General features: G+C 35.5%; 15 protein-coding genes and 1 other RNA gene. 14 read left to right on the top strand and 2 right to left on the bottom strand.

Annotation, left to right across the window (positions count from 1 at the left end; translation table 11 throughout):
• Positions 1-7: 7 nt before the first annotated feature.
• Both ACKTTZ_RS21420 and ACKTTZ_RS21415 read left to right on the top strand, forming a co-directional pair.
• Positions 8-454 carry an SRPBCC family protein gene (locus ACKTTZ_RS21420; protein WP_034697703.1) on the top strand — a complete coding sequence of 149 codons (447 nt, stop codon included), beginning with the start codon at positions 8-10 and terminating at the stop codon, positions 452-454.
• A gap of 116 nt (positions 455-570) precedes the next feature.
• Positions 571-1257, top strand: a complete 687-nt coding sequence (locus tag ACKTTZ_RS21415) for a metal-dependent hydrolase (RefSeq protein ID WP_407846581.1) — start codon at positions 571-573, stop codon at positions 1255-1257.
• Positions 1258-1374: 117 nt separating this feature from the next.
• On the opposite strand, the gene ffs is transcribed toward ACKTTZ_RS21415, so the two are convergent.
• Positions 1375-1472: signal recognition particle sRNA small type (gene ffs, locus ACKTTZ_RS21410), an RNA gene on the bottom strand.
• Between the two features lie 129 nt (positions 1473-1601).
• Here ffs and ACKTTZ_RS21405 point away from each other — a divergent pair.
• The 12 genes from ACKTTZ_RS21405 to ACKTTZ_RS21350 all read left to right on the top strand — a co-directional run bounded on the left by ACKTTZ_RS21405 (position 1602) and on the right by ACKTTZ_RS21350 (position 13023).
• Complete coding sequence (locus ACKTTZ_RS21405) at positions 1602-2204, top strand: DUF4199 domain-containing protein (RefSeq protein ID WP_034697710.1); 603 nt, start codon at positions 1602-1604, stop codon at positions 2202-2204.
• 16 nt (positions 2205-2220) lie between these two features.
• Positions 2221-3171, top strand: a complete 951-nt coding sequence (locus tag ACKTTZ_RS21400) for a glycosyltransferase family 2 protein (protein ID WP_407846580.1) — start codon at positions 2221-2223, stop codon at positions 3169-3171.
• A gap of 217 nt (positions 3172-3388) precedes the next feature.
• Positions 3389-3778, top strand: coding sequence for a hypothetical protein (locus ACKTTZ_RS21395; protein WP_407846579.1), 390 nt, complete (start codon positions 3389-3391; stop codon positions 3776-3778).
• A 192-nt stretch (positions 3779-3970) separates the two neighbouring features.
• Positions 3971-4672, top strand: coding sequence for a GIN domain-containing protein (locus tag ACKTTZ_RS21390; protein WP_407846578.1), 702 nt, complete (start codon positions 3971-3973; stop codon positions 4670-4672).
• Between the two features lie 63 nt (positions 4673-4735).
• A complete protein-coding gene (locus ACKTTZ_RS21385; RefSeq protein ID WP_407846577.1) occupies positions 4736-6451 on the top strand; it encodes a phospho-sugar mutase in 1716 nt (571 codons plus the stop codon).
• An 18-nt stretch (positions 6452-6469) separates the two neighbouring features.
• Positions 6470-7381 (top strand): hypothetical protein, encoded by a 912-nt coding sequence (locus ACKTTZ_RS21380; protein WP_407846576.1) that lies wholly within the window; start codon positions 6470-6472, stop codon positions 7379-7381.
• Between the two features lie 22 nt (positions 7382-7403).
• Complete coding sequence (locus ACKTTZ_RS21375; protein ID WP_407846575.1) at positions 7404-8657, top strand: pyridoxal phosphate-dependent aminotransferase; 1254 nt, start codon at positions 7404-7406, stop codon at positions 8655-8657.
• 555 nt (positions 8658-9212) lie between these two features.
• Complete coding sequence (locus ACKTTZ_RS21370; protein ID WP_051934503.1) at positions 9213-10199, top strand: phosphatase PAP2 family protein; 987 nt, start codon at positions 9213-9215, stop codon at positions 10197-10199.
• A 139-nt stretch (positions 10200-10338) separates the two neighbouring features.
• Positions 10339-11061, top strand: a complete 723-nt coding sequence (gene kdsB / locus ACKTTZ_RS21365) for a 3-deoxy-manno-octulosonate cytidylyltransferase (protein WP_034697729.1) — start codon at positions 10339-10341, stop codon at positions 11059-11061.
• Between the two features lie 98 nt (positions 11062-11159).
• A complete protein-coding gene (locus tag ACKTTZ_RS21360) occupies positions 11160-11822 on the top strand; it encodes a hypothetical protein (protein ID WP_034697731.1) in 663 nt (220 codons plus the stop codon).
• A gap of 34 nt (positions 11823-11856) precedes the next feature.
• Positions 11857-12432 carry a glutathione peroxidase gene (locus ACKTTZ_RS21355; protein ID WP_034697733.1) on the top strand — a complete coding sequence of 192 codons (576 nt, stop codon included), beginning with the start codon at positions 11857-11859 and terminating at the stop codon, positions 12430-12432.
• Positions 12433-12507: 75 nt separating this feature from the next.
• Entirely contained in the window at positions 12508-13023 is a 516-nt protein-coding gene (locus ACKTTZ_RS21350; protein ID WP_407846574.1) for a VOC family protein, read from the top strand.
• A 128-nt stretch (positions 13024-13151) separates the two neighbouring features.
• Here ACKTTZ_RS21350 and ACKTTZ_RS21345 read toward each other — a convergent pair whose 3' ends face one another.
• The gene (locus ACKTTZ_RS21345; RefSeq protein ID WP_034697735.1) at positions 13152-13808 is read right to left on the bottom strand and encodes an NAD(P)H-binding protein; all 657 of its coding nucleotides are present in this window, start codon (positions 13806-13808) and stop codon (positions 13152-13154) included.
• Positions 13809-13873: the final 65 nt, after the last annotated feature.

The raw sequence follows: 13873 nt of genomic DNA, 5'->3' as shown, positions 1-13873 counted from the left end.
TTATATCATGAGTTCTAATGTCTATGTTGAAGCTCAAATGCTTATCAGAAAACCGATTGAAGATGTTTTTGAAGCATTTATCAATCCGGAAGTAACCACTCATTTCTGGTTTACCAAATCGACCGGAAAATTGGAAGAAGGTAAAATCATTACCTGGGAATGGGAAATGTACGGCGTGAAATCCGAAGTGAAGGTTCATCAGATTATTCCAAACCAGCTCATCAGAACAGAATGGGGAGAGCCTTCAACCAACGTAGACTATGAATTCAAAACCATGGAACAAGGAACTCTGGTTATCATTAAAAGCTATGGATTCAGCCAGACGGGCGAAGATCTGCTGAAAGTGATTAATGACAATACAGGAGGTTTTACGACAGTTTTAGACGGTTGTAAAGCTTACCTGGAACATGGGATTAATTTAAGATTGATTGAGGATAAATTCCCATCGAAATAACAAATTAAAGAAAACACAGATGGCACGAATGCTTTCACGGATGTCACTAATCTCATTGTGCTCTTTGTGAAATTATTTGAGTCATTTGTGTTTAAAAATTTAAACTAAAATTTAAAATGAAAATACAATTCTTAGGGCAAAATTGTTTCCTGTTCACCTACAAGGACAAAACAATTTTGAGCGACCCTTTTTACAACTACAAAAAAGCAGAATCAGGTTTTGATATTGCTGCTCAAAAAATCGACTACATCCTGTTGACCCATGCGCACGGTGATCATATTGCTGATGTAGCAGAGGTATTGCAGCACTACCCGGAAGCTACCGTAATTGGAGTTCCTGAAGTTTGCGGTTACTTCCAGCAGGCTAAAAATAGAGACGATGTGAACTTAGGAGGATCGGCAAAAATCGACGATCTTAAAATTTCCATGGTTCCGGCTCACCATACAAGTTCTTTCCCGGATGGAAGCTATGGAGGCGTTCCTGTTGGGTATATCTTCAGACTTCCTGAAGGTAAGAACATCTATTTGGCAGGTGATACAGGAGTAATGGCTGATATGGAGCTGTTCCCGAGACTATACGGAAACATCGACCTTTCTATTCTTCCCATCGGAAGCCACTATACAATGTGCCCTAGAAAAGCTTCTTTTGCAGCAGCAGAGCTATTAAAAACACCGAAAGTAATCGGATGTCACTTTGATACTTTCCCTGCCATTGAAATCAATCATGAAAGTGCACTACAACATTTTGCTGATAAAAATGTAGAACTTGTTTTACCAAAATTAGGAGAGACGTTCGAATTTTAATCAATAACGAAACCGGAGGTAATCTGAAAATTAGAAAAATGAATATGATGCGTAAGGTATTAAAAACAAAAAAAGATAATTATCAAATTACCTCTCTTCTTACTTTAAACCAAAAAAAAATGGCAAGCTACCTAAATCACACCGCTACGACCGATTACCTTTGCTGCGTTCCCACCCTGGAGGATTCTCAGGAGCTGGTTGTTTAGGACTTGCCGTTGCAAAGGTAGGAATATTTTATAAACTTCAAAACTTTATCAAAGAAAATTAGTTGAAAAAATGCAGTGGTAAAGCTAAACGCCTGACATTTAGAGGGAAAAATTTTCAACTTTTTTAAAAATTTAAATATGACGAAAAGTCCATCAACACTAGGAATTATACTTTTTATCGCTACAATGATCGTTTTCTTTGTAGTATATACTTTTTTCTCAGGAATCAATTATTTTGATATCTCTTTGAAAGCCAATGCTTTTGTTTTGCCTCTTTTATATGCCGGAGTTGCTTTCTGGTCTGTAAAATCGTTTTGGAACAACCATAGAGTAGTAAAATTCAAGGAAGCTTTCAAAAGAGCATTTGTTCCGATGTTCATCGGAGGAATTCTTTCCATTTTCAGTATTTATGCTTTTTTAACTTTTGTAGATCCTGCAGCTAAAAGCCTGTTGAACTATCAATATGTTCAAAGACAAAAATCAGAACTGGATACAGAATATACTTCAGCAAGAAAAATTCTGAAGCATCAGAAAGATATTGATGAGCTGGATCAGAAATACAAAGAAAGATTGCAAAGCTTCACACCAGAGGCGGTTAAAGGAAAAGATATGCTTACCGCAAGTCATTTTTCAGGATATTTTGCAGCAATTCTTATATTTTACGTAGTTTTGTCGGTGTTTTTCGGAGCGTTTTTCAGAACAAGAACAATACATCAACCCGAAGAAACAAACCAAGCCTAATTTTTATTAAAATTAAATGAATTTATCTATAGTTATTCCGTTACTGAACGAAGAAGACTCTCTGGAAGAGCTTTTTTCAAGAATCGATAAAGTATGCACAACCAGTAATTTATCTTATGAAATCTGGTTTGTAGACGATGGAAGTACGGATTTGTCGTGGAGTATTATTGAAAATATGAAAGTTCAGTATCCTCAGATCCACGCTATTAAATTTTCCAGAAATTATGGAAAATCACAAGCACTTCATGCCGCTTTTGAAAGAACAAACGGTGATGTAGTGATTACAATGGATGCCGATTTACAGGATTTTCCAGAAGAAATTCCGGAACTGTATAATATGGTGATTCATGAGAATTATGATATCGTTTCCGGTTGGAAAAAGAAGCGTTTTGATAATGTAATGACGAAAAATATTCCGTCAAAATTATTCAATGCAGCGGCTAGAAAAGTTTCCGGAGTTTATCTTCACGATTTCAACTGTGGCTTAAAAGCCTACAAAAAACAGGTGGTAAAATCTGTTGACGTATACGGAGATATGCACCGTTATATTCCGGTATTGGCTGCCAATGCAGGTTTCAGAAGAATCACGGAAAAAGAAGTACAGCACCAGGCAAGACCTTACGGAACTTCAAAATTCGGAACTGAGAGATTTGTAAGAGGTTTCCTGGATTTGATAACCCTTTGGTTTGTAAGCCGTTTTGGAGGAAGACCAATGCATTTCTTCGGGGCTGTAGGAACTTTAATGTTTATTGTTGGTTTTCTTTCAGCACTTTGGTTAGGGATTTCTAAACTGATTGATGTGGCAAGAGGAATCTATGGACATTTAATCACCAATAATCCTTGGTTCTTTATTGCATTAACCATGATGATTTTGGGAAGCCTTCTGTTTGTAGCGGGGTTCTTAGGCGAAATGATTATCAGAACAAACCGCGAGCACAAGAATTATAATATTGATGAAGTGATATAATAGTTGGATGTTCATCTGAAGTAAAATGAAAATCAATCTGTTAATGTAAACCTTTAGTTGATGTATGACCATTCCCATCCTTTGGAGGGGTGGCGAAAATTCAAAGAATTTTTGACGGGGTGGTTACGCAAAAAATAATCATTCCAATTTCAATACATACAAAGCACTCTGTCAACAGGGTGCTTTTTTGTAATTTTATAAAAAACTTTTAACGTAAATGTTTCAACTCAAATCAATCCTTTTTTATTTTCTTTTATTCCTTATAATTTCCTGTTCATCCAACAAACTCTCTGGTTCATGGGAGTTTATTGATATTTATGATGGTGAAATTCGTCATACAGATACACTGAAAACCAAAACAAATAATTCCAGATACGGAACAGGAATTCTCACTTTTTATAAAGATAAAACTTTCATATCAATGGGGAATAGCGGGACTTATCAGATCGGAAATAATCTGTTGAAAATGAAGTACAATGACGATGAAAATATAACCCCAATGAAAATTTCCCGTGTAGATAGAAATCATCTGCTTTTATTTTCAATGGCGGGAAGTCCTAAAACCTGGTTTTATAAAAAAGTAAAAGAAAAGGAGAATAAGAAATAACCTTTTCCGAAAAGCTGAAAATTGAAAATTATCAGGTATTTTATTGTCAAAAGACAAAGATTTTTAGAAATTTTAATCCTATTTTTGTTCAAAGTAATATTGAAAGTCCTGTAAGAGCCATGAAGAAATGCTTTCAGAGATTTTCAGTAAAAATCGTTACGATTTGTAATTATAGAATATTTAAATTTAAATATGAAAAAAATTGTATACACATTAATGCTGGTAGCAGTGGTTTCCTGTGGAAAAGTATCTCCAAAAGGAAATATTGAAAAGAAAGATGTGGATGTATCGGAATTCGTCAACCTTGATCTGGAAGGTAAATTCCGTGTATTTTATGCCAGAGGTCCGAAAAATTTTGTAGAAATAGAAACCTATCCGAATGTAGCAAGCAATCTGGATGTGGATGTAAAAGACAAAACCCTTTTCATTAAAGAAAAAAGAGGGACAAAAGGGGTAGATTTTTATAATGTAACGATTTATTCCAAATATAATCTGGAAAAAGTTGCTGTTTCTGATTCTGTGGAAGTTAATATTTCAAGTGAAATCAAAACAGACAATTTCAGACTTAATATGAAAAATAATGCAAGCTTCATGGGATCTGTGAATACCAGAAGAGCAGAAGTAGAAATGCATAACAGAAGCCGCGCCAACTTTTTGGGATTGTCTAAAGATGCGGTTATAAAGATTTCAGATACAGCAAGTTTAATTGCTCCTTACTGGAAAATTACCAATCTGAATATTGATTCTAAAAACGGAAATTATGCAGAAGTAAATATAAAAGATTCTTTAAAAGGACATATACAGAATACTGCAAAATTTATTTATTACAACGATCCGATCAGGGCGTTCAAAATTGATAAAACGACAAAGGTAGAAAACAAAAAGCTGGATTAAAAACAGCATTATTTAAACTAGAAACTAGGAACTTTACAAACTATAAAAGAACAACATACAAATATGAATACACTAGAAAAAGCGAAACTTTGGTTAAGTGATACCTTCGATAAAGAAACAAGAGATGCTGTACAGACGTTGATCGACAGCAATTCCCCTGAACTGGAAGATTCTTTCTACAGAGAACTGGAATTCGGTACAGGAGGTATGCGTGGGATAATGGGGGTAGGAACCAACCGCTTAAATAAATATACATTAGGACAGGCTACTCAGGGATTAGCCAACTACATGCTTCAGCAGTTCAAAGGAGAAGAGATCAAAGTGGCCATCGCCTATGATGTTCGTAATAACTCAAAAGAATTCGGGAAACTGGTTGCAGATGTTTTAACAGCCAACGGAATTAAAGTACTGCTTTTCAAAGATCACAGACCGACTCCTGAATTGTCTTTCACGGTACGTGATAAAAAATGTAATGGAGGAATTGTATTGACAGCTTCTCACAACCCGCCTGAATACAATGGTTATAAAGTATACTGGAATGACGGAGCACAAATTGTTCCACCTAATGATGAAGCCATTATCAATGAAGTATATTCTGTAAAATTTGAGGAAATTAAATTCAACGGAAATGATGATCTGATCGAATGGATCGGAGAGGAGCAGGATGATGTTTACATCGATGCTTGTATTGAAAATTCTACGTATCAGAATGTTGGAAAAGAAAATTTAAATATTGTTTTCACCTCTATCCACGGAACAACCTATACTACCATTCCAAAAGCTTTAGAAAAAGCAGGATTCAAAAAAATAGATCTTGTAAGAGAGCAGATGATCCCAAGTGGAAATTTCCCTACCGTAGATTCTCCAAACCCGGAAGAACCTGCAGCTTTGGAAATGGCAATGGATCTGGCAAGAATTACCAATGCGGATATCGTGATCGGAACAGATCCGGACGGAGACAGATTAGGGATTGCAGTAAGAAACCTTGATGGTGAAATGCAATTATTAAACGGTAACCAAACCAATACAATCCTTACATATTATATTCTGAATGAGTGGAGAAAACAAGGGAAAATTACCGGAAAAGAGTTCATCGGTTCTACAATCGTAACTTCCGATATATTCTTTGATATTGCACAGAAATTCGGAGTAGAATGTAAAGTAGGTCTTACCGGATTCAAATGGATCGGAAAAATGATCCGCGAAGCAGAAGGAACACAGAAATTTGTGTGCGGTGGTGAGGAAAGTTTCGGATTCATGACCGGAGATTTCGTGCGTGATAAAGACTCTTGTGGAAGTATCCTTGTAGCTTGTGAAATTGCTGCATGGTGCAAAGCCAACGGAAAAACTATGTATCAGTACATGATCGAGATCTACGAAGACCTTGGAATGTATTATGAAGGATTGATCAATATCGTAAGAAAAGGAAAAGAAGGCGCTGAAGAAATTCAGAATATGATGAAAAACTTCCGTGAGAATCCTCCGAAAGAACTGGCTGGTTCATTAGTAGAAGAAGTGAAAGACTTTAAGGAACAGACAAGCCTTACCGTTTCTACCAACGAGAAAAAAGTAATGAATGATATTCCGAAGTCTAATGTTTTGATCTATTACACACAGGATGGAACAAAAGTATGTGTAAGACCTTCAGGAACAGAACCAAAAATCAAGTTCTATGTTTCAGTGAAGGATTCCATTACTTCAGAAGCCGATTTCAGAGACAAATTAAAATCATTGGAAGCTAAAATAGGAGCAGTTAAAACAGATTTGAAACTGGATTAATGCGCTGAAATACAGCAGATGATAAAAAGAATTATAGCAATATGCATACTCTCTGCAGCTGTAGTTTCCTGTAAAAAGGAAACTGCAGTTTCAGAAGTAAAACAGGTAAACGATTCGATTACCAAAACTGAATTCGAAGAAGATCAGTACAAACCCATAGACACAGCTTGTTCATCCGCTAACAAAACGGAGGATTATATCACATCTCTTCAATGGTATCGTACCAAAATCGAAAAAGAGATGGCAGCTAACAGGCCGGAACAGAACGACAGAGTATACGAAAATTATTTAAAAATAAGAGGAAAGTATACAGAATGTCTGATGAACCTTCATACTGATGTCCTGGATAAATATGTGAATTATTATAACTATGATAAGGATCAGTACAACTTTCCGGATAACGTTAAAAAAATAGCCTCAGAACTGAAGAAAGCAGGTCTTGAATTCAGAGAAGTAGGAGAAGGAATAACTGAAATATGGACCATTCCGGGATATTATCCTTCTATTTTTAAGAATAAAGTAACTCCGGATTATGAAGCTTATATTTCACAAACTGATAAAGAGAGTGAAACCAATTATGCAGCAGATGCAGGATTGATAATCAGCTGGGAACAATTAGGTAATAGATTGATTTTCTGGGAGAATTTCATGAATAAATATCCTGATAGCAAGCTGATAAAGACTGTAAGACAAGACTATAACTACTATTTGTCCGATTATCTTTTAGGAATGGATAATACACCCACTTACGAAAGAGAACAGGACAAAGGAACCGGAAAACTAAACGATGAAAACAGAGCGGAATTCAACAGGATGATTAAAAAATATCCGAATTCCAACACGGCAAAAAAAGCAAAAGAAGTAATCACCCTTTTTGATGCGCAAACACCGGTAGATCAAATATATGAGAAGATTCATGGAGAACGATAATATAAATTTAAAATAAGAAAAAGTGAAAGTTTCAAAATTAGCAGCGAACCTGATCGGTTCTGAAATTGTAAAAATTGGTAACGAAGTAAATGATCTAAAAGCAAAAGGAGCGGAAATTGCCAATCTTACTATTGGTGATCTGAATTCTAATATCTATCCTATTCCGGCATTACTGAAGGAAGAGATTCAGAAAGCATATCAGAATAATCTGACGAACTATCCGCCTGCCAACGGACTTTTATCTTTAAGAAAAGAAGTTTCCAAAGACCTTAAAAAAAGATGGAATCTTGACTATTCTCCTGAAGATATTCTGATTACTGCAGGATCAAGACCTTTGATCTATGCCGTATACAAAACGATCGTAGATGAAGGAGATAAAGTAGTATATCCTACACCATCCTGGAACAATAATCACTATGCTTACCTTACTTCAGCCAATGCTGTAGAAGTAAAAACAAAGCCTGAAACCAATTTCCTTCCGACTGCTGATGATTTAAGACCTCATTTGGATGGAGCTGTGTTATTAGCTTTGTGTTCTCCATTGAACCCTACAGGAACCATGTTTACAAAAGAACAGCTTTCTGAGATCTGTGAACTCGTAATTGCTGAAAACAAAAAAAGAGGTGAAGATCAGAAACCGCTATACTTAATGTATGACCAGATCTATTCTTGCCTTACATTCGGTGCTGAGCATGTAGATCCGGTTTCTCTTTTCCCTGAAATGAAAGACTATACCATCTATATCGACGGTATTTCAAAATGCCTTGCAGCAACAGGAGTACGTGTTGGATGGGGATTCGGGCCTGCTCATATCCTTGATAAAATGAAGGCGCTTCTTACTCACGTTGGAGCATGGGCACCAAAACCAGAGCAGGAAGCAACGGCTAAATTCTATGAAAATTCAGAGAATGTAGATACTTTCGTGAATGATTTTAAAGCTAAACTTGAAAACAGCTTAAAAGTACTTCACAACGGAGTTCAGGATTTAAAAGGAAAAGGACTTTCTGTTGACAGTATTGAACCAATGGGAGCTCTTTATCTTACCATTAAATTAGACTATATTGGGAAAACAAAACCAGACGGAGCTGTACTTGAAAACTCTTCAGACCTGGTATTCTATTTAATTAATGAAGCAGGAGTGGCATTAGTACCATTCTCAGCCTTCGGAGAAGAAAAAACTGAACCTTGGTTCCGTGCTTCTGTAGGAGGATTAGCTGTAGATGAGATCAAAGTAATGCTTCCAAAACTGGAAAGTGCTTTGAACAAATTAAAGTAATCTTTACATAAAATATAAATGCTTCGACTCTGTCCGGCATGACATCGTTAAAATATATCTTTTAGTATTAGCAATGTCACGCTGAGCGGAGTCGAAGCGTTTTTACACACCCTATAAAACCATGAAAATTCCGTGCAAATCTTTTCTTAAAACAAAATATGTGTTTTTTTCAACGCTGGCAATTATTGTAATTTCAATTCTACTCATTTTTCTTTCCTACTTTTTTGGTCTTTTCTTTTGGTCGTCAGTATTATTATTAGGAGCTACTTTGTACTGGATTTTTTTCAGAGCTTTCAGATTGGTTTTCAAAAACTCAGGAAAATGCAAGGGCAATTTGCTAAAAAGTTTTGGATTCGGACTTTTTTACTCTTTTCTCTATATCTCCTGGATGTATGGAATTATTTTTCTGATCAAATATTTGAATTAAAGTTGCGTTTATTAATTAAAAAATTAAATAAATATTAAAAGTTAAATAATCACTTTGTACGATACTTAACAAGGAATTATCTTTGAGACTTTTACACACCTGAATATAATAAAGTCGAAAATTACACGATGAAAAAACTGAGATTTCTACTCTTACCAGTTTCAATACTGGTATGCTCACAAGAGGTTGATACACTGAAGGTAAAGGAGCTTCCCAAGGAACTCGAATTACCACAAGTACAAACCTACACTTTAAAAGACGGATCTGTCCGCACCTATCCGAAACCTAAATTATTGGATTTTGTAACCAAATTACCCAGAAACTTTATCAATACCAATAAAGACTTTGTAGCCAAAGATCATGCTTATTATCTGGGAGGAGCTGTGGCCGCTACGCTGATTCTTCTGCCATTTGATCAGAAACTGATAGACAACTCAAGAGAGCTGGCTGAACAATGGGGAATGGATAAAGATAACAACTATCACAAAGTAGGAGGAGTTTTTAAAATCCCTAAGGATATCGGATCTACTCTGTATCTTATAGGAAATGGTTCTACATTAGTATTATTAGGTATTGGTTTCGGAACGTATGGATTGATTAAAAATGATTACAGAGCACAGGCCACAGCGAGCGGTTTGATGGAAAGTTTAATTCTTTCCGGAGTTTTCACTCAAACCCTTAAAAGAATTACCGGAAGAGAAAGCCCGTTTATTGCTGAAGAATATGGACATAAAGGAGGCGCATGGAATCCGTTTCCAAGTTTCTCTGCATTCAGTAAAAATACCTCGAATTACGATGCAATGCCGTCCGGACATTTAACCACTTTCATGGCTGGGATCACTGTGATTGCAGATAACTATCCGGATGCAAAATGGATCAAACCTGTAGGATATACACTGGCAGGAGCATTATGCTTTCAAATGATGCAAAGCAAAGTTCACTGGGCTTCAGACTATCCGCTGGCTCTATTAATGGGATATTTTATAGGAAAAACCATCTCAAAAAGCAGATATACTTCTTCAGAAGGAACAATAGGAAAGACAAAATATAGTCTCAACTTCACTGCATCCCGACAATGGGAATACAATATGGTAGGCGTAAAACTCTCTTTTTAAACTCTGAAATCTCTGTTTTGTAGAGGAAATAAGATACTTTTCACTACATTTGGTCTCAGGATAAAAGGTTTTTTCGGACTTTTATACATGCCGGAATGAAACCTCCTGATTTAAAAAGAATTACTTAATATTGTATTAAATGAAAATAATCGCTGTCATCCCTGCCCGTTACGAAGCAAGCCGTTTTCCAGGGAAATTAATGCAGATTTTAGGAGAAAAAACCGTGATTACCACAACCTATCAGAATGTAGTGGAAACCGGACTGTTTGACGAAGTATTCGTAGCCACAGACTCTGAAATTATTTTTGATGAAATCGTAAAAAACGGAGGAAAAGCCGTAATGACAGGACAGCACGAGACCGGAAGCGACCGTATTGCTGAAGCAGTACAGAATATAGACTGTGATATCGTGATCAATGTTCAGGGAGATGAGCCTTTCCTTAAGTTAGAACCTTTACGTCAGCTGATTGAAGTTTTCAGAAATGATAACCAACAGGAAATCTCTCTAGCTTCTTTAAAAATACAACTGCATGAAAAAGAGGAAATTGAAAATCCGAATAATGTAAAAGTAATTACTGATAATAATGGTTTTGCCTTGTATTTCAGCCGTTCCGTAATTCCTTTCCACAGAGAAGTTTCTTATGATGTAAGCTATTTTAAACATATTGGAGTATATGCTTTCAGGAAAGAAGCCTTATTGCAGTTTTCAAAGCTGGCTATGAAACCATTGGAAATATCAGAAAAAATTGAATGCATCCGTTATCTTGAATATGGAATGAAAATCAAAATGATAGAAACCAATTTCGTAGGAGTAGGCATTGATACTCCGGAAGATCTTGAAAAAGCCCGAAAGTTAATTTAAAATCAAAAAAATCAGCAAAACAAATTAGCCTTTTAGTTGTTTTGCGTTTTTGCAATTTTACATAAATCCCCCTATATTTGAATTTATAAATAAAATTAATGAAGAAGTTATTATTAGTATTTGGACTGATATTTTCACACGTGATATTCGGACAGACCGCAAAGGAAATTATTGACAAAAACATTGAATTATCCGGAGGGTTAACCAATTGGAAACTGTTAAACTCAGTATTGCTTCAGGGAAAAGTAATCTTGGGAATTAAAGATGAATATCCGATAAGAATTTTCCAGCAACGTCCAAATCTTACTAAAACATTGATTACTACCGGAGGAAAAGAAACCGCAATTGAAGGTTTTGACGGTACCAAAGGGTATGCAATGAATTATGCCGCCAACAAGCTTCAGGAGTATCCTGAATATGTGCCGGAAAGCTTTGATAATGACTTCATTGATTGGGAAAATAAAGGATTTGATGCCAAATATCTTGGAAAAGAAAAAGTAGGAGAGATCTACTGCCATAAGGTAGAACTTACCAAGAATGTAAATAAGAATATGTATTATTTTGATACAAAAACTTATATGTTGATCAAGGAAGTGAAAAAAGATGAAACATTGATCTATTCTGATTTTAAAAAAGTGGGAAACATTGTAATGCCTTTCAGAATTGAATCTTCAAGTGCTAAAAAAGATGGAGATTATGTGATGTTATTAAACAGAGTAGACATCAATAAAGTATTCCCGGCTAATATTTTTAAGTTTTAATTCAACTGCAGTTCTCTGCATAAACTTATAAGACATGAAAAAGATTTTTTTACTGCTGCTTTCTTTCATGGCATTTCTGCAAAGCTGCACCAACCAAAAAAGTGAAATTTCTAAAGCTAAAACCACAGAACTTATGGGAAAAACAATTTATGACTTCAAAGTAGAAAGTCTTGATGGCAAAGAAATCAATTTTGCAGATTTCAAAGGAAAAAAAATCCTGATTGTCAATACAGCTTCAGAGTGTGGATTTACCCCACAGTATGCAGATCTTGAAAAGGTATATGAACAATATAAAGATAAATTGGTAGTGGTAGGTTTCCCGGCCAATAACTTTGGAGGACAGGAACCCGGAACCAATACTGAAATTGGGGCTTTCTGCCAGAAAAATTATGGCGTAACATTCCCGATGGCTGCCAAAGTTTCTGTAAAAGGCGATGATACAGCACCTATCTTTAAATTTTTAACAGAGAAAGAACTGAACGGAGTAAAAAATACAAGCATCCTTTGGAATTTTACGAAATTTCTGGTAGATGAAAACGGAAAATTGATTGACACCTTTGTAAGCACTACAAATCCTACGGATGTAGCTATTACAAAGTATCTGAAATAAAGATAAAAAACTATATTTTTACAAGTGGGTGTTTACATCCACTTTTTTTATTTTTAAATCTAATAATTGCTCCCTATGAAAAAAATAATTTTTACCCTTTGTATCCTGGCTTCTTTTATGTTAGGATTTGCTTTTAAGGCTGTTACGGAAAATAACTCTGATGATTTGAAAAGAGTTACTGGTATTGGCGGAATCTTTTTTAAATGTAAAGATCCTAAGAAAATGAGAGAATGGTATGAAAGTCATCTGGGACTTAATACCAATCAATATGGAGCTGTATTTGAATGGTTCCAGGGTGCGGATAATTCTAAAAAAGGATTTAGCCAGTGGAGTCCATTCAGTGAAAAAACAAAATATTTTCAGCCTTCTGAGAAAGATTTTATGATCAATTACAGAGTGGATAACCTTGAAAAACTGGTTGAGCAGTTAAAAAAAGAAAATGTAACTGTAGTTGATAAAATCGAGACTTATGAATATGGAAAATTTGTCCATATCATGGATATTGAAGGCAATAAAATAGAATTATGGGAGCCCAATGATATTGAATATGAAAAATTAGGCCAGAAAATGGGAAGTAAAACAACTAAATAGAATAGGTAATAGATGATAGGTAGCAGGTAGCAGGGGCTTAGGGTTTGGGTTTTAAGGAAATTCCCCTCTTTAAAACGAGACGTATTACCCCGCATCTCGCATCCCGAACCAATTACCCCGCTCCCGAATTATTCATTACTCTTCTCTGCAAAGCAGAAAATGTTCCCCAGCTTGATACTCGAATAGCCATTGCTTTTTATTTTCGAAGAATTGATCATAGCCTTTGCTAAAATATCTGTTGGCAAAGGTTTTTGACTTTCTAACAGCCCAAGTTTATTAGCAAATTTAATAATGCGGCTGCCTAAAACTTCTCCGGTTCTCTCAGAATCTTTTCGCTCAAGCATTCCCGGTTTAAAAATGGTAATCTTGTTGAAATGCAATTGTTTTACGGCCTCTTCCAGTTCACCTTTCATTTTAGAATAGAAAATTTTAGACTGCGGATTTGCACCATAAGCCGATACCAGAATATAATCTTCCACCTCATTTTCTTTTGCGGCTTTTGCAAATTCATACTGATAATCAAAGTCTACTTTCTTCTGAGCTTCTTTGCTTCCGGCATCTTTTAAGGTAGTTCCCAGACACGAAAATGCCACATCTCCCTTCACCATATCTTTCCATTCTTCAGGCTTTTCAAAATTCACCACATGAACTTTGAGTTTATTATTCTGAATATCAACAGGTTTTCTGACAAAAATATCCACTTCATCAAATTCTTTATCATTGAGTAACTGATTCACCAGATCTTTTCCTGTAGCGCCTGTAGCACCTATTACCAGAGCTTTCATAATAATTGCGATTTTGTGAGATTATTTCTTTCTTAAATTTACTAAATTTGAATTAAAGATTCAAG

The organism is Chryseobacterium sp. KCF3-3 (assembly GCF_045865955.1).
Classification (GTDB): Bacteria; Bacteroidota; Bacteroidia; order Flavobacteriales; family Weeksellaceae; genus Chryseobacterium.
Note: the sequence above shows the minus strand (reverse complement) of the source record. Positions and strands in the feature narration are given on the sequence as shown.